Source organism: Mycolicibacterium chlorophenolicum (assembly GCF_001044235.1).
GTDB lineage: Bacteria > Actinomycetota > Actinomycetes > Mycobacteriales > Mycobacteriaceae > Mycobacterium > Mycobacterium chlorophenolicum.
In genome coordinates this window covers 323,165-338,201 of the sequence record NZ_JYNL01000069.1, presented here as the reverse complement: position 1 = coordinate 338,201, position 15,037 = coordinate 323,165, and the positions used below count along the sequence as shown (strand labels likewise).

At 69.3% G+C, this 15,037-nt stretch carries 16 protein-coding genes; 9 read left to right on the top strand and 7 right to left on the bottom strand.

All coding sequences use genetic code 11. The annotated features are described in order from the left end of the window. Positions 1 to 14 precede the first annotated feature (14 nt). The gene (locus MCHLDSM_RS31445; RefSeq protein WP_048473664.1) at positions 15 to 707 is read left to right on the top strand and encodes a dienelactone hydrolase family protein; all 693 of its coding nucleotides are present in this window, start codon (positions 15 to 17) and stop codon (positions 705 to 707) included. Next, positions 704 to 1,570, top strand: a complete 867-nt coding sequence (locus tag MCHLDSM_RS31440) for a patatin-like phospholipase family protein (protein ID WP_048473663.1) — start codon at positions 704 to 706, stop codon at positions 1,568 to 1,570. Before MCHLDSM_RS31445 ends, MCHLDSM_RS31440 begins: the two co-directional genes overlap by 4 nt. On the opposite strand, the gene MCHLDSM_RS31435 is transcribed toward MCHLDSM_RS31440, so the two are convergent. Beyond that, positions 1,559 to 2,536 carry a patatin-like phospholipase family protein gene (locus MCHLDSM_RS31435; RefSeq protein WP_048473662.1) on the bottom strand — a complete coding sequence of 326 codons (978 nt, stop codon included), beginning with the start codon at positions 2,534 to 2,536 and terminating at the stop codon, positions 1,559 to 1,561. The genes MCHLDSM_RS31440 and MCHLDSM_RS31435 overlap by 12 nt on opposite strands. A gap of 51 nt (positions 2,537 to 2,587) precedes the next feature. On the opposite strand from MCHLDSM_RS31435, the gene MCHLDSM_RS31430 reads away from it, so the two are divergent. Continuing rightward, positions 2,588 to 2,956, top strand: a complete 369-nt coding sequence (locus tag MCHLDSM_RS31430; protein WP_048473661.1) for a VOC family protein — start codon at positions 2,588 to 2,590, stop codon at positions 2,954 to 2,956. A gap of 3 nt (positions 2,957 to 2,959) precedes the next feature. Here MCHLDSM_RS31430 and lpqV read toward each other — a convergent pair whose 3' ends face one another. After that, on the bottom strand, positions 2,960 to 3,403 hold the full coding sequence (gene lpqV, locus MCHLDSM_RS31425; protein ID WP_048473660.1) for a lipoprotein LpqV: 444 nt from the start codon (positions 3,401 to 3,403) through the stop codon (positions 2,960 to 2,962). Positions 3,404 to 3,597: 194 nt separating this feature from the next. Here lpqV and MCHLDSM_RS31420 point away from each other — a divergent pair, with 194 nt between their 5' ends. Further along, a complete protein-coding gene (locus tag MCHLDSM_RS31420; protein WP_048473659.1) occupies positions 3,598 to 4,110 on the top strand; it encodes a cysteine dioxygenase in 513 nt (170 codons plus the stop codon). Next, a complete protein-coding gene (locus tag MCHLDSM_RS31415) occupies positions 4,111 to 4,482 on the top strand; it encodes a rhodanese-like domain-containing protein (protein ID WP_048419803.1) in 372 nt (123 codons plus the stop codon). On the opposite strand, the gene MCHLDSM_RS31410 is transcribed toward MCHLDSM_RS31415, so the two are convergent. Genes MCHLDSM_RS31410 through MCHLDSM_RS31400 form a run of 3 tightly spaced genes read right to left on the bottom strand, consistent with a single transcriptional unit; the run spans position 4,479 to position 8,008 of the window. After that, the gene (locus MCHLDSM_RS31410) at positions 4,479 to 6,170 is read right to left on the bottom strand and encodes an alpha/beta hydrolase (protein WP_048473658.1); all 1,692 of its coding nucleotides are present in this window, start codon (positions 6,168 to 6,170) and stop codon (positions 4,479 to 4,481) included. The two genes, MCHLDSM_RS31415 and MCHLDSM_RS31410, sit on opposite strands and share 4 nt — an antisense overlap. Before the next feature lie 9 nt (positions 6,171 to 6,179). Further along, positions 6,180 to 6,962: an enoyl-CoA hydratase gene (locus MCHLDSM_RS31405; protein ID WP_048419801.1), complete on the bottom strand. Its 783-nt coding sequence runs from the start codon at positions 6,960 to 6,962 to the stop codon at positions 6,180 to 6,182. Then, positions 6,959 to 8,008 carry an enoyl-CoA hydratase/isomerase family protein gene (locus tag MCHLDSM_RS31400; protein ID WP_048473657.1) on the bottom strand — a complete coding sequence of 350 codons (1,050 nt, stop codon included), beginning with the start codon at positions 8,006 to 8,008 and terminating at the stop codon, positions 6,959 to 6,961. Before MCHLDSM_RS31400 ends, MCHLDSM_RS31405 begins: the two co-directional genes overlap by 4 nt. Positions 8,009 to 8,170: 162 nt before the next feature. Between MCHLDSM_RS31400 and MCHLDSM_RS31395 the strand changes: the two genes are divergently transcribed. Both MCHLDSM_RS31395 and MCHLDSM_RS31390 read left to right on the top strand, forming a co-directional pair. Next, entirely contained in the window at positions 8,171 to 9,025 is an 855-nt protein-coding gene (locus MCHLDSM_RS31395; protein WP_048473656.1) for a Bax inhibitor-1/YccA family protein, read from the top strand. A 156-nt stretch (positions 9,026 to 9,181) separates the two neighbouring features. Beyond that, the gene (locus MCHLDSM_RS31390; protein WP_048473655.1) at positions 9,182 to 10,051 is read left to right on the top strand and encodes a hypothetical protein; all 870 of its coding nucleotides are present in this window, start codon (positions 9,182 to 9,184) and stop codon (positions 10,049 to 10,051) included. A 33-nt stretch (positions 10,052 to 10,084) separates the two neighbouring features. Here the strand turns inward: MCHLDSM_RS31390 and MCHLDSM_RS31385 are convergent, their stop codons facing one another. Beyond that, complete coding sequence (locus MCHLDSM_RS31385; RefSeq protein WP_048473654.1) at positions 10,085 to 11,302, bottom strand: acetyl-CoA C-acetyltransferase; 1,218 nt, start codon at positions 11,300 to 11,302, stop codon at positions 10,085 to 10,087. A 39-nt stretch (positions 11,303 to 11,341) separates the two neighbouring features. Then, the gene (locus MCHLDSM_RS31380) at positions 11,342 to 12,319 is read right to left on the bottom strand and encodes an SGNH/GDSL hydrolase family protein (protein ID WP_082169155.1); all 978 of its coding nucleotides are present in this window, start codon (positions 12,317 to 12,319) and stop codon (positions 11,342 to 11,344) included. Between the two features lie 193 nt (positions 12,320 to 12,512). Here MCHLDSM_RS31380 and MCHLDSM_RS31375 point away from each other — a divergent pair, with 193 nt between their 5' ends. Both MCHLDSM_RS31375 and MCHLDSM_RS31370 read left to right on the top strand, forming a co-directional pair. Beyond that, positions 12,513 to 13,583 (top strand): alpha/beta hydrolase, encoded by a 1,071-nt coding sequence (locus tag MCHLDSM_RS31375; protein WP_048474133.1) that lies wholly within the window; start codon positions 12,513 to 12,515, stop codon positions 13,581 to 13,583. A 29-nt stretch (positions 13,584 to 13,612) separates the two neighbouring features. Next, on the top strand, positions 13,613 to 15,007 hold the full coding sequence (locus tag MCHLDSM_RS31370; RefSeq protein WP_048473653.1) for a cystathionine beta-synthase: 1,395 nt from the start codon (positions 13,613 to 13,615) through the stop codon (positions 15,005 to 15,007). Positions 15,008 to 15,037 lie beyond the last annotated feature (30 nt).

Here is a 15,037-nt window from a genome sequence, read left to right as displayed (position 1 = left end):
GGGAAGGGATCACGATGACAGACGTGGAGGTGCCGACGCCGGCGGGGCCGATCCCCGCCGCGCTCGCGGTTCCGGTGGGACAGGGCCCGTGGCCGGGCGTGGTCGTCGTGCACGACGCCTTCGGCCTGACCGCCGACATCCGGCGTAACACAGCGAGATTCGCCGAGAACGGCTACCTCGCCCTGGCGCCCGACCTGTATTCGCGGGGGAGTTATGTCCGCTGTGTCAGGACGGTGCTGCGCGCGCTGGCGCAGCGGCGCGGTCAGGCGGTCGACGACCTGCAGGCCGCACGCGCACTGCTCGCCGACCGCGGGGACTGCACCGGCAAGGTCGGGATCGCCGGCTTCTGCATGGGCGGCGGATTCGCCCTCGTGATGGGCACCCAGGGCTTCGACGTGTCGGCGCCGTTCTACCCGTCGATCATGCGCGACTACGGGTTCCTCGACGCCGGCACCTGCCCGGTGGTCGCCAGCTACGGCAGGAAGGATGTGCTCAACATCGGTAACGCACCCCGGCTGGAGAACGTGTTGCAGCGCAACGGTGTTGCGCACGACGTCAAGGTCTACCCCGAGGTCGGGCACTCGTGGGCCAACGAGCTTCCCGGGCAGCCGTTTCTGCGCATCGTCGGGTTCGGTCACGACGCCGACACCACCGATGACGCATACCGCCGCATGTTCGCCTTCTTCGACACCCACCTCGCGACGTGACGGCCGACAAGCGCGCCCTCGTGCTCGCCGGCGGCGGCCTGGCGGGAATCGCCTGGGAGACGGGAATTCTGGCGGGTATCGCCGATGTCGAGCCGGCTGCGGCGTCTGCGCTGCTCGACTCCGACGTGGTGCTGGGCACCTCGGCGGGGTCGACGGTCGCCGCGCAACTGGGCAGCGGCCTGCCGCTGGAGGAGTTGTTCGCACGGCAGGTGTCCGACGAGGCGGGCGCGGCCGAGATCCATCCCGGGGTGTCGGTCGACACCATCACGGAGCTCTTCCTCGACGCGATGCTGACCCCCGGCGCCACCCGCGAGCAGAAGCTGCAGAAGATCGGCGCCGTGGCAGCGGCCACCGACACCGTCGCAGAACCGGTGCGCCGCGCGGTGATCGAGCACCGGCTGCCATCGCACGACTGGCCGGCACGCGACCTGCGCATCACCGGAATCGACATCGCCACCGGGGAACTCGTGGTGTTCGACCGCGCATCGGGAGTCGGGCTGGTCGACGCGGTGGCCGCCAGCTGCGCGGTGCCGGGGGCGTGGCCGCCGGTCACCCTCGGCGACCGGCGCTACATGGACGGCGGCGTGCGCAGCACCGTGAACATGTCCGCGGTCACCGACTGCGACACCGCGATCGCCCTCGTGCCGTCCGGCACAGACACCCCGTCGCCGTGGGGAAGTGCCACCGTCGAGGAGATCGCCGCGTTCGCCGGGTCCACGTTGGCGGTGTTCGCCGACACCGACGCGCTCGAGGCATTCGGCCCCAACCCGCTGGATCCGGCCTGCCGGGCACCGTCGGCGCACGCCGGCCGCGCACAGGGTCGCCGGGAGGCCCGGCGGGTCGCCGACTTCCTAGGCGTCTGAACCGGATTCGGACACCCTGGCCTCGAGGGTGTCGAGTGCGACGCTGGCGAGCTCCTGGCCGATGTCGATGACCTCGTTGGCCCGGTGGAAGTCCAGGCTCCGGCACACCGTGCGCGGCACCTCGACGAGCAGATCGGGCGGATAGGCCGCCAGCGTGTGGCGGGCCAGCGCCGCCTGGGCGATGTCGATGGTCCGGTTCATCACCTCGAACGCCCCCAGTTTGGGCACGAGGTGACCGGCCGGTTCGGTGACGGGCTCGTCGTCGCCCACCGCGAACCGACCCAACACGGCCCGCCCCGTCGGGGTGTCGAGCAGCGAGCGGGCGGCCTTGGTGTCCAGCAGAGACGACGAACTGCGCCACATCCGGTTGAGCCAGTCCCCGGTGGGCTGCCGCGACTCCTGCTGGCGGCGATGCGTTTCCGGGTCCTCGCCGGAGAGGCTGACCGCGATGGTGACGTCGGCCGTGACCGCCGCGATCGGCGCCATCGGCAGCGGATCGAGGATGCCCCCGTCGGCGAGCAGCCGCCCGTCGAGCACATGCGGGGTGATCACGCCGGGAATCGCGATCGACGCCCGGATGGCGTCGTCGACCGGGCCCCGCTGCATCCACACCGACTTGCCGGTGATCAGGTCGGTGGCCACCGACGTGTAGGGGATCGGCAGCGACTCGATGGTGACCTCACCGAGGATCTCCCGGACGGCGTCGAGGATCTTCTCCGCCCGCAGCACCCCGGCCGACGTGATCGACGGGTCGAGCAGGCGCAGCACCGCGCGCTGGGTCAGCGAGCCCGCCCAGGACGTGTACTGGTCGAGCTTGCCCGCCGCCTCCAGGCCACCCACCAGGGCGCCCATCGACGAGCCGGCGATGCCGACGATCTCGTGGCCGCGGTCGTGAAGTTCGTTGATCACGCCGATGTGGGCGTAACCGCGCGCACCCCCGCTGCCCAGAGCCAATGCGACCCGCATGCGCTCATTCTGGCGCGTGAGATTCGGCGCTGACGGGCAACCCTGTCACTCATGATCGGACAACTGCGTTCTGTCGTCGTCGACTGCCCCGACCCGCAGGGGTTGGCGGCCTTCTGGGCCGAGGTGCTGGGCGGCGCCGTCACCGAGGAGGAGCCGGACTGGGTCGTCGTCACCGACCCGTCGGGGCGCCGGCTGGCGTTCCAGCTCTCACCCGAGCACCGGCCGCCCCGGTTCCCCGACGCCCACGCCTCTCAGCAGATCCACCTCGACGTCGTCGTCGAGGACGTCGACGTCGCTGAGCGTGAGGTGCTCCGGCTGGGTGGCACGCGCGTCACCGACGCCGAGGGGGAGGACCATTTCCGCGTGTTCCGCGACCCCGCGGGTCACCCGTTCTGCCTGGTGTGGGGCATCGACGCCTGACGGTCATCCGCACAGCGCGTCGGCGGCGGCCTCCACCGCGACGATCACCGCGGACTGCTGCCCGGCCGACAGCTCCGACCACTTCTTGTCGAAGTCGCCGGGACCCACCGTCGGCGCGCTCTGCAGCATCTTCAGATACGGCTCGATCTGTGTTTTCGGGTCACCGCCGCGCTGGTCCATCCACGTCCGCGCGGCGGTGCAGGCCTGGAAGTAGTCGTCCTCGGTGGACTCGGCGGGCGCGCCCACCTTGGTGGTGACGCCGCCCGGGGAGACGGCGACCGCGTCGGGCGCCAGCGACGGCGACGGCGTCGGCGACGCCGCCGCCGACGACGAGGCCTCGGGCGTGGACGACGACGGGGCCGCGGGCTCGGGAGCCGAGGAACATCCGGCGCAGGACAGCACGCCCGCGACGGCGACAGCGGCGACCCGGACAACAGGACTGGGCATGCCGCCAATGTAGGCAACCGGCCGCGGGCGCCGAACTGCGGGTATTCAGATTCACCGTGAGGTTATCTGCCGGCCCTGGCGGGACGGCGAAACTCTGTGGAACACTGGCCCCGTGATGAACGAGACGTCGTTGGAGTGTTGTCCGGCCTGACGCCGACCCCTCCCACCCGTTCGTCCCTTCCTGGAGTATCCCCATGGTTCTCGCGCCTACCCGGCTGCGCCCTGCCGACCTGCTGCACGCCACCGACCGCTACGCCGCCGACGTACTGGGCGGGCGGTACGACCGGCTACTGCCGGCCGGCGGAACACCCACCACCGAGCGCTGGTTCACCCGGCTGCACGGCGACGACGAGCTCGACGTGTGGCTGATCAGCTGGGTGCCCGACCGCTCGACCGAACTGCACGACCACGGCGGCTCCCTCGGCGCGCTGACGGTGGTGTCGGGTGCGCTGCAGGAGACCCGATGGGACGGCGAGCAGCTGCGGCACCGCCGGCTCGCGGCGGGGGACCAGGCCGCGTTCCCACTCGGCTGGGTGCATGATGTGGTCTGGGCCCGCGACACGATCAGCGTCGCCGGACCCGCTCCCACCTTGAGCGTGCACGCCTACTCCCCGCCGCTGACCGCGATGTCCTACTACGAGGTCTCCGAACGCAACACGTTGCGCCGCAAGCGAACCGAATTGACCGACCAGCCGGAGGGAAAGTAGATGGGCAGCCGCATCGACGTGGTTCTGGAGAACGCACGCACGAAGATCAACCGGTTGTCCGCCGACGAGCTCCCGGCCGCGCTGCGCCGCGGCGCGATCCTCGTCGACATCCGACCCGCCGCGCAGCGCGCGATCGAGGGGGAGGTGCCCACCGCGCTGATCGTGGAGCGCAACGTGCTCGAGTGGCGCCTCGACCCCACCAGCGACGCCCGGCTGCCGGAGGCCGTCGACGACGACGTCGAGTGGGTGGTGCTCTGCTCGGAGGGCTACACCTCCAGCCTCGCGGCCGCGGCTCTGCAGGAGATCGGACTGCACCGCGCCACCGACGTCATCGGCGGCTACCACGCGCTCAAGGGCGTGCTGGTCTACTAGCTGTTCTCGTCGGACCGCAGGAGCGGCCGCAACCGCTCCGTCTTCTCCTGAGACCACCCCGGCGGCAACAGGATCGACGCCCACGCGTCGGCCACGTCGCGGACATACACGTGGCCGTGCCCGTCGGGTACGTTGACCGCGACGGCCATGTCGGCCGACACCTGCAGGAACGTCACAACAGGAATCCACTCCATGTCGGGGGAGACGTCGTAACCACGCGGTTCCCGCAGCCAATCCGGTTGAGCGAACAGCAGATCCGGGTTCCACCACGCGATCGGATCCGAGGCGTGCTGCAGGTACACCGCACGCGGCTGCTCCCACGGATCGTGCGGACGCTGCAGGTCTTTCGGCTCGGCCACGAAGCGGACGTTGGCGCCCTTGTCGTAGATCGGGAGCCACTCCGGAGACCCGGGGTCGCGGTTGTGGGTCAGGTCGGTCCAGATCGTGTTGTTGAACGTGGGCCCACTGAACAGCGCGCCGTCGGTGCGGGCGATCAGATTGTTCAACGCGAGGAACGGCGCCTCACCGCCGAACGAGCCGAGGCTCTCCCCGAACACCACCAGCTTGGGCCGCCGGGCTTCGGGCATCTCGCGGATCAGCTCGTCGACCGCCTCGAACAGGGCCTGCCCCGCCTGCCGGGCGTTCTCCTTGTCGACGAGGAAGGACAGCCAGCTGGGCAGGAAGGAGTACTGCATCGACACGATCGCGGTGTTGCCGTTGTACATGTACTCCAGCGCCGAGGCCTCCGCCTCGTTGATCCATCCCGTCCCGGTGGTGGTCGCGACCGCAACCACGGCCCGGTCGAGTCCGCCGGTGCGCTGGAGCTCCAACGCCGCCAACTGTGCGGTGGCCTTGATACCGTCCGCGGAATTCAGGCCGGCGTAGGCGCGGATCGGCTCGGTGGCCGGGCGGCCGTTGAACGCGCTGAGCTTCTCCACCGACGGACCGCCGGAGATGAAGATGCGGCCCTGATGGCCCAGCGACTCCCAACTCACCAGCGATTCGGGACCACCCGAGCGCAGCGCGGTGTCCGGCGGCGCGTTGTCGGGATCGGTCTCGTCGTTGACCGCCGCGAACGTCTTGTTGATGGTGCTCATCGCGAACCGCACCACCACGCCGTTGAGCAGCGCGACCGTCAACGCCAGCAACAGCGTCACCACGATGACCGCCGAAACCCGGGGCGGGGCAACACGATTGAGCTGACGGACGAGGTAGCGCACCAGTCTGCCGATCAACTGCCCGATTTCGACGAACACGAACAGCGTGACGACCGAGATCGCCGCGGCCAACGGGTAATCGCCCAGCGTCAACCGCGGGACGCCCATCAGATCGCGGACGTCGTCCTGCCATTCGTGGAACCAGACGATCGCCAGCACCAGCCCGATGACGCCGACGACCAGCAGCACCCACCAGGCCCAGCGCGGCGCCGGCGGGCTGGAGTCCTTCGACGCCATGTAGCGCCCCAGCCACACCGCGAACACGCCGATGCCGTACCCGATCGCGCCCGCGCCGCCGCTGACGAGGCCCTGGAACAGCGGGCCGCGGGGCAGCAGCGACGGCGTCATCGACAGCCACAGCAGGACCAGACCCACGGCGGTGCCGGTGAACGTGTAGCGCCGGACCCACCACGGCTTGCGGGGCGCCGGCGCCGGCGCCTCCACCTCGGTCGCGGGGACGGTATCGGTCACCAGGGCACTTTAGCGGTGCGTGAAGTTCGGCGAACGCTTCTCGGTGAAGGCGGCCATGCCCTCGGTCTGGTCGTCGGTGGCGAACGCCGAGTGGAACAGCCGGCGCTCGTAGAGCAAGCCCTCCGCCAGGGTGGATTCGAACGCGCGGTTGACCGCCTCCTTGGCCATCCGCGACGCGGACAGCGACATACCGGCGATCGTCTGCGCGACCGAACGGGCCTCCTCGAGCAGGGTGTCGGCCGGGACGACGCGGGACACCAGCCCGGCGCGCTCGGCCTCCTCGGCGCCCATGTTGCGGCCGGTCAGGATCAGGTCCATCGCCTTGGCTTTGCCGATCGCGCGCGTCAGCCGCTGGGAGCCGCCCATCCCCGGCAGCACACCGAGCTTGATCTCGGGCTGGCCGAACTTGGCGCTGTCGGCGGCGATCAGGATGTCGCACATCATCGCCAGCTCGCAGCCGCCGCCCAGTGCGTACCCGGCCACCGCCGCGATGGTCGGGGTGCGGGTGGCCGCGAATCTGCCCCAGGCCGCGAAGAAGTCGGAGGAGAAGACGTCGGCGAACGACAGGTTCGCCATCTCCTTGATGTCCGCCCCGGCCGCGAACGCCTTCTCGTTGCCGGTGACGATGATCGCGCCGACGCCCGGGTCGGCGTCGAGTTCGGCTGCGGCTGTGGTCACTTCGGTCATGACCTGGCTGTTGAGCGCGTTGAGCGCCTTGGGCCGGTTCAACGTGATCGTGGCGACCCGGCCGTCGCGGGCGACGAGGATGGTCTCGTAGTTCTCTGCGGTCATGGCTGCTCCTGGTCGAAGGTCAGATCGGGGTCGGCGGAGGCGAAGTACGCGTCGACGTCCGCGGCGATCACGGCGTCGAACGACGCCGGCGACCACTGCGGGTTGCGGTCCTTGTCGATGAGCTGCGCCCGGATGCCCTCCACCAGATCATGGGAACGCAACGCCGCGCAGGAGGTTCGGAACTCCTGGCGCAGCACGTCTTCCAGTGTGGTCAGCGACGCGGCCCGGCGCACGGCCTCCAGTGCGACCGACAGGGCCAGCGGAGAGCGGGACGTGATGAGGTCGGCGGCGTCGTCGGCCGGCCCCTCCCCGTGACGGCGCAGTGCGTCGACGATGTCGGCGACGGTCGCACCGGCATAGCACTCGTCGATCCAGTCGCGCTGGGCGAGCAGCGTGCTCGGCGGTGGCTGATGCGCGAACGCGGCGACCGCGTGGTCGACCCCGTCGGCTTCCACGGCACCGAGGAATGCCTCCAGGTCGTCGTGGGGGACGAAGTGATCGGCGAAGCCCATCGCGATGGCGTCCGCGCCGCTGAACGGGGCGCCCGTCAGCGCGGCATGCACGCCGAGCAGGCCGGGCGCCCGCGACAGGATGAAGTTGCCGCCGACGTCGGGGATGAACCCGATGCCGACTTCGGGCATCGCCATCTTGGTGGTCTCGGTGACCACGCGGACGCTGCCGTGGGCGCTGATCCCGACGCCGCCGCCCATCGTGATGCCGTTCATGACCGCGACGTACGGCTTCGGGTAGCGGCCGATGAAGGAGTTCAGCAGGTACTCGTCATGCCAGAAGCTACGAGCCTCGGCGCCGTCGGCCTTGGCCGAGTGGTAGATCGCGACGACGTCGCCGCCGGCGCACAGGCCCCGGTCTCCCGCCCCGGTCACGACGACGGCACGGACGTCGTCGTCGTCCTGCCACGCGGTGAGCGCCGCCGAGATCGCGGTGACCATCGGATGGGTCAGCGAGTTGATGGCCTTGGGCCGGTTGAGGGTGAGGTGGCCGACGCGGTTGCTCACACTTACTAGGACATCCTCGTTTTCCTCCACGGGAGCAATCTAGATCGTCACCCCGGATCGCGTGGGCCCGGGTAAGGTTTCCTGTGAAGAGCCTGGGAACTGTTCTGTGGAACCGGGAACCGTCCCGGCCCGCCGATCGTTCAACCAATGTTCGGCACAGGCCGACACACGACATCAGGAAAGGAACCGACGGTGCGCGAGAGCAGCAACCCGGTATTTCGCACGCTCCCCAAGGGGCAGCAGGGCGGATACGCGCAATTCGGTACCGGAGCCGCCGGCTACGGTGCGCAAGCGGTACACGCCGATCCCTACACTGCCTACCCCGATCAGCAGCAGCGCGGTGTCTCGCGTCCGCTGACGATCGATGACGTCGTCACCAAGACCGGCATCACGCTGGCCGTGCTGTCCGCGGTCGCCGTCGTCTCCTACTTCCTGGTCGCCCAGAACGTGGCGCTGGCGATGCCGTTCACGTTGGTGGGCGCCTTCGGCGGCCTCGCGGTCGTGCTGATCGCGACGTTCGGCCGCAAGCAGGACAACCCGGGTGTCGTACTGACCTACGCCGCGCTGGAGGGCCTGTTCCTCGGCGCGTTCTCGTTCGTCGTCGCGAACCTGATGGTGTCCGGGGTCAGCGCGGGTGCGCTGATCAGCCAGGCGGTGCTCGGCACCATCGGCGTCTTCGCGGGCATGCTCGTGGTCTACAAAACCGGCGCCATCCGCGTCACGCCGAAGTTCACCCGCTTCATGGTCGCGGCCATGATCGGCGTTCTGGTGCTGATGCTCGGCAATCTCGTGCTCGCGCTGTTCGGCGTCGGCGGCGGCGACGGCCTCGGCCTGCGCAGCGGCGGCCCGATCGCGATCATCTTCTCGCTGGTGTGCATCGGCATCGCGGCGTTCTCGTTCCTGCTCGATTTCGATGCCGCAGATCAGATGATCCGCGCCGGCGCGCCGGAGAAGGCGGCCTGGGGCATCGCGCTCGGCCTGACCGTGACCCTGGTCTGGCTCTACATCGAGATCCTGCGCCTGCTGAGCTACTTCAACAGCGACTAGTCTCGGCTCGAGACAGGGGCGCTCACTGCGGTGGGCGCCCCTTTTTCATGCGCTGGTGGGCTCGAGACTGCTCACAGATCGCGTTTCATCCCCAGATCGCAATCTGCCCGCAGTCTCGTCGGCTCTATCGGCGTTCCGGCGTGCGACGTTGGCTGGGTGACACCCCGCAATTGGCCCTTCGTCGGCAGTGAAGCGATCGCAGAAGGTCTCGTCAGAAAGCACGAGCTACGGTCGATCTATCAAGCGATCTACCCGGATGTCTATGCACCCGCCGAGGTATCGCTGACTCTCGAGCATCGCGCGAAGGCGGCGTGGCTCTGGTCCCATCGCGAAGGCGTCATCGCCGGGCTGACGGCGTCGGCTCTTCACGGCGCGCGATGGGTCGATCCCACACTCCCCGTCGAACTCGTCTGGTCGAACGCGCGTCAGCCGCCCGGCCTCCTCACCTCCGACGTCCGCCTGCGACCAGAGGAATACACGAACCTTGACGGCCTACGGGTCACCACCGTCGTCCGGACTGCATATGACCTCGCCCGGCGAGGCCGTCTCGACGACGCGGTCGCGCGACTCGACGCCCTGGGTAATGCGACGGGACTGCGTGCCGACGACGTAATGGCCTGCGCGCGGCGGCACCGCGGGGCTCGTGGACTGAGACAACTCGAGACCGTTCTGGACCTTTACGACCCTGGTGCGGCTTCACCGAAGGAGACATGGCTGCGCCTGCTGGTTGTGCGAGCGGGTCATCCGAAACCACAGACGCAGATCCCCGTCCAGAGTCTGGACAGCCGACGGAAGTACTACCTGGACATGGGGTGGCCTGAGGTCACGATCGCCGTCGAGTACGACGGTGAACACCACCGCACCGACGACGCGCAATACGCCAGGGACATCCGTCGTTCCGAGGACCTTCGAGAGCTCGGATGGCTCGTCATCCGTGTCATCAAGGCGGACCGACCGTCCGACATTCGAGCGCGGATCGAGCGCGCCTGGGCATCGAGACTGCGGGGAAATCGAGAAATCTCGTGATCTGGCGATCTCCCCGCAGTCTCGGCGCCAAAACTAGGAGAGGCGCTCCACGACCATCGCCATGCCCTGGCCGCCGCCCACGCACATCGTCTCGATGCCGAACGTCTTGTCGTGCGTGGCGAGGTTGTTCAGCAGCGTGGCGGTGATGCGGGCGCCCGTCATCCCGAACGGGTGCCCCAGCGCGATCGCCCCACCCGAGACGTTGAGCTTCTCGAGGTCCATCCCGAGTTCACGCGCCGAGCCGAGCACCTGCACGGCGAACGCCTCGTTGATCTCGTAGAGGTCGATGTCGCCGATCGACATCTTCGCGTTGGCCAGCGCCTTCTTGACCGCCTCGATCGGGCCCAGGCCCATGATCTCCGGCGACAGCCCCGACACCCCGGTCGACACGATGCGGGCCAGCGGCGTCAGCCCCAGGTCCTTGGCCTTCGTGTCGCTCATGATCACCACGGCGGCCGCGCCGTCGTTGAGCGGGCACGCGTTGCCCGCGGTGATCGTGCCGTTGGGCCGGAACACCGGCTTGAGCTGGCTGATCTTCTCGTAGGTGGTGCCGGCGCGCGGGCCGTCATCGGTGGTGACGACGGTGCCGTCGGGCAGCGTGACCGGCACGATCTCGCGCTCGAAGAAGCCGCTCTTGATGGCCTCCTCGGCACGGTTCTGCGACCGCACACCCCAGTGGTCCTGGTCCTCGCGGCTGATGCCGGTGAAGGCGGCGACGTTCTCGGCGGTCTGGCCCATCGCGATGTAGACGTCCGGCAGGTTGCCGTCCTCGCGCGGGTCGTGCCATTCGCTCGCACCCGCGGCGGCCTGCTCGGTGCGGGCCATGGCGTCGTTGTAGATCGGGTTCTTCGAATCCGGCCATCCGTCGGAGGTGCCCTTGAGGAAGCGCGACACGGTCTCGACGCCGGCGGAGATGAACGCGTCCCCCTCGCCGGCCTTGATCGCATGGAACGCCATCCGCGTGGTCTGCAGCGACGACGAGCAGTACCGGTTCACCGTCGTGCCGGGCAGGAAGTCGTAGCCCAGCTGCACCGCCACGGTGCGACCGATGTTGAAGCCGGCCTCACCGCCGGGCTGGCCGCAGCCCATGATCAGGTCGTCGATGTCGCGCGGGTCCAGGGCGGGCACCTTGTCCAGCACGGCCTTGACCATCTGGGCGGCCAGGTCGTCGGGCCGCATGGACACCAGCGATCCCTTGTTGGCCCGGCCGATCGGGGAGCGGGCGGTGGCGACGATGACGGCTTCGGGCATGACGACTCCTCGGTAGACAGCGAGTTCTCTGCTGTGAACCTAGCTCGCAGCCACCACGATCGGCGCGGGCACCCCGGTCGAGCGGCGCCACAACCGGCTGAGGTTGGAGACCCGCGACAGCAGCGACGCGCCCTCGGCCGAACGCGACTCCAGCGCCGGATCACCGGCTGCCGACTCGCCGAGGGCCTCGCGCAGCGCGGGCAGCAGCTGCTTGGCCGCGAGCGCGTAACCCGCCGCCGACGGGTGGAACATGTCGGAGGAGAACATCTCCTCCGGAGCCTGCTGAAAGTGCGGGGCGAGCAGGTCGGAGAACGGCACCGGGACGCCGCCGGCCGCGCGGACGGCGCCCGCCTGCACCCGCGCCAGCCGCAGTCCGCGGCTGCGGGCCACCCAGCGCAGCGGCTGCGGGATCGCCTTGATCACCCCGAAGTCCGGGCAGGTGCCGACGACGACGACCGCGCCGCTACCGCGCAACCGCCGCACGGCACGGCCCAGCCGGCGGGCCGACGGGCCGATGCCGTTGGGGGCGGTGATGTCGTTGGCGCCGATCATGATCACCGCAGCGTCCGGCGGGGGACCGGCGACGAACATCGCGTCGATCTGACCGGACAGGCCCTTGGACGTCGCGCCGACGATGGCCTTCGTGCTCAACCGGATGCGTTTCCCCGACTCCTCGGCCAGGCCCCGCGCCAGCAGCACGCCGGGCACCTCGTCGGCGGTGGCGCAGCCGTAGCCGGTGGCCGTGGAGTCGCCGAAGATCATCAGGTGCAGGTCGAACGGCACCCCGCGATGCCAGCGCTGCGGAGGGCCGTCGTCACCGGTGTAGACGCCGTCGGCGCGCGGCGGGATGTCCCACGACTTGGGGATGACGCGCCGGGCCTGATCGGCCTGCCCGGTCAGCAGGTTGCGGGCGCCGACATAGAACGAGCCCGTCGACGCCAGCGTTGCCACGGCCGCCAGGGCTACCGTCGACCGACGCGGCGTGCGGACGTGAGGAGCACGGTGGCTGATGCCCACGTCGTCAGTTTAGGTGCGATTTCGGCCGGTTCGCGCGTTGCACGGGCAATCCGCGGTCACGGTGCGGTATCAACTCCGGTATCAATGACGTTTAACCGATTGTGATAATGGTTACAGATGCCAAGCTAAGTAACGAGCTGGTCTGAGTATCTTGGCTTGTCCTGGGACTACAACGGCGTAGGAAGTGGTGGCGATGACGGCACCGAGTAAGATCCCGAGTTCTGCACACCTCGGTGTCAGACCAGGTCGAGGGCACAAACCGCGCCGCTTCCCGGTCAGTGACGGTGCGCCCGTCGAGGTGGTCGAGGACGGCCCGAGCATCGCCGGCCGGCTGATGGGCCTGGCGGCGATGGCGACGATCAAGCCGTTCCTCTCCGTGGGCAGCTACGCCCCCAAGTTGCCTTGGCCGTGGGGTCTGGTCGACTTCGCGGCGCGGGTCATCCGCCCGGTGCCCGGCACCGTGCGCGCGACCATCGGCCTGCCGCACTGCACCGCGCAGCTGGTCCGCGCCTCCGGTGTGCTGCCGGCCGACGGCAAGCGCAGCGTGATTCTCTACATGCACGGCGGCGCATTCCTGACGTGCGGGGTGAACACCCACGGCCGGCTGGTGACCGCGCTGTCCCGCTACGCCGATGCGCCGGTGCTCGTCGTGAACTACCGGATGATCCCCAAGCACTCCGTGGGCACCGCCCTCGACGACTGCTTCGACGCCTACCGGTGGCTGCGCGAGACCGGTTACGAGCCGGACCAGATCGTGCTCGCCGGTGATTCGGCCGGCGGCTACCTGGCGCTGTCCCTCGCCGAGCGCCTGCAGTTCGAAGGTGTCGAGGGCTACGGCGCCGAGACACCCGCGGCGATCGTCACGATGTCCCCGCTGTTCGAGATCGACAACGAGGCGCGGGCCGACCATCCGAACATCCGCAGCGATGCGATGTTCCCGCCCAAGGCTTTCCACGCGCTGGTCGAGCTGATCGAGCAGGCCGCGGCCAAGCGGGTGGTCGACGGCAAGCCCGAAGAGGTCTTCGAGCCGCTCGACCACATCGAGCCCGGGCTGCCGCGCACGCTCATCCACGTGTCCGGCTCGGAGGTTCTGCTCAGCGATGCGCGTAAAGCCGCCCGGCTGCTCGCCGCGTCGGGCGTCCCGGTGGAGGTCCGCATCTGGCCCGGTCAGATGCACGTCTTCCAGCTCGGTGCGCCCGCAGTGCCGGAGGCCAACCGTTCGATCAAGCAGATCGGCGAGTACATCCGAGAGGCCACCTGGTAGTCGTTCACCGGGCCTGAGACGATGGACGCATGCGGATCGCCCGGCACGTCAGTGAGCTCATCGGCAACACCCCTCTGGTGCAGCTGAACTCCGTCGTCCCCGAGGGGGCGGGCACGGTGGCCGCCAAAGTCGAATACCTCAACCCCGGCGGCAGCTCCAAGGACCGCATCGCGATCAAGATGATCGACGCCGCCGAGGCCAGCGGCGAGCTCAAGCCCGGCGGCACCATCGTCGAACCGACTTCGGGCAACACCGGTGTGGGGCTGGCGCTGGTGGCCCAGCAGCGCGGCTACCGGTGCATCTTCGTGTGCCCGGACAAGGTCAGCGAGGACAAGCAGAACGTGCTGCGCGCCTACGGCGCCGACGTCGTGGTGTGCCCCACCGCCGTCGCGCCCGATGACCCGGACAGCTATTACAGCGTGTCCAACCGGCTGGTCAATGAGATCGAGGGCGCCTGGAAGCCCGACCAGTACTCGAACCCGATGGGCCCGGAGAGCCATTACGAGTCGACCGGCCCGGAGATCTGGGCCGACACCGACGGCAAGATCACCCACTTCGTCGCGGGCGTCGGCACCGGCGGGACGATCACCGGCGCCGGCCGCTACCTCAAGGAGGTCTCCGGCGGCCGGGTCAAGGTCATCGGCGTCGACCCGGAAGGGTCCGTGTACTCCGGCGGCACCGGGCGCCCCTACCTCGTGGAGGGCGTCGGCGAGGACTTCTGGCCGTCGGCCTACGACCCGTCGGTGCCCGACGAGATCATCGCGGTCTCCGACGCCGACTCGTTCGACATGACGCGGCGGCTGGCCCGCGAAGAGGCGCTGCTGGTCGGCGGATCGTGCGGGATGGCCGCCCACGCGGCGATCCAGGTCGCCGAACGGGAGGGCCCCGACGCGCTCGTCGTCGTGCTGCTGCCCGACGGTGGACGCGGATACCTGTCGAAGATCTTCAACGACGGCTGGATGTCGTCGTACGGTTTCCTGCGCAGCCGGCTCGACGGGTCGGTCGCCGAGTCCACGGTCGGAGACGTGCTGCGCGGCAAGTCGGGCGCACTGCCCGACCTGGTGCACACGCATCCGTCGGAGACCGTGCGCGACGCGATCGGCATCCTGCGTGAGTACGGGGTGTCACAGATGCCGGTCGTCGGGGCCGAACCGCCGGTGATGGCGGGGGAGGTCGCCGGCAGCGTCTCCGAACGCGAGTTGCTCTCCGCCGTGTTCGAGGGACGTGCGAAGCTCGCCGACGCGGTCTCCCAGCACATGAGCCCCGCGCTCCCGCTGATCGGCGCCGGCGAGCTGGTCAGCACCGCGGCCAAGACGCTGCGGGAGTGCGACGCCGTGATGGTGGTCGAGGAGGGCAAGCCGGTCGGCGTGCTCACCCGCCACGATCTGCTGGGCTACCTGTCGGACACCAGCTCGCGCCGCTGATCGACGCCGTCTTTAACGGCTGGCAAACAC

Coding starts and splice junctions, on each gene's coding strand:
- MCHLDSM_RS31445 (WP_048473664.1), top strand. CDS start 15: ATGACAGACGTGGAGGTGCCGACGCCGGCGGGGCCGATCCCCGCCGCG.
- MCHLDSM_RS31435 (WP_048473662.1), bottom strand. CDS start 2,536: ATGCGGGTCGCATTGGCTCTGGGCAGCGGGGGTGCGCGCGGTTACGCC.
- MCHLDSM_RS31430 (WP_048473661.1), top strand. CDS start 2,588: ATGATCGGACAACTGCGTTCTGTCGTCGTCGACTGCCCCGACCCGCAG.
- lpqV (WP_048473660.1), bottom strand. CDS start 3,403: ATGCCCAGTCCTGTTGTCCGGGTCGCCGCTGTCGCCGTCGCGGGCGTG.
- MCHLDSM_RS31420 (WP_048473659.1), top strand. CDS start 3,598: ATGGTTCTCGCGCCTACCCGGCTGCGCCCTGCCGACCTGCTGCACGCC.
- MCHLDSM_RS31415 (WP_048419803.1), top strand. CDS start 4,111: ATGGGCAGCCGCATCGACGTGGTTCTGGAGAACGCACGCACGAAGATC.
- MCHLDSM_RS31405 (WP_048419801.1), bottom strand. CDS start 6,962: ATGACCGCAGAGAACTACGAGACCATCCTCGTCGCCCGCGACGGCCGG.
- MCHLDSM_RS31385 (WP_048473654.1), bottom strand. CDS start 11,302: ATGCCCGAAGCCGTCATCGTCGCCACCGCCCGCTCCCCGATCGGCCGG.
- MCHLDSM_RS31375 (WP_048474133.1), top strand. CDS start 12,513: ATGACGGCACCGAGTAAGATCCCGAGTTCTGCACACCTCGGTGTCAGA.
- MCHLDSM_RS31370 (WP_048473653.1), top strand. CDS start 13,613: ATGCGGATCGCCCGGCACGTCAGTGAGCTCATCGGCAACACCCCTCTG.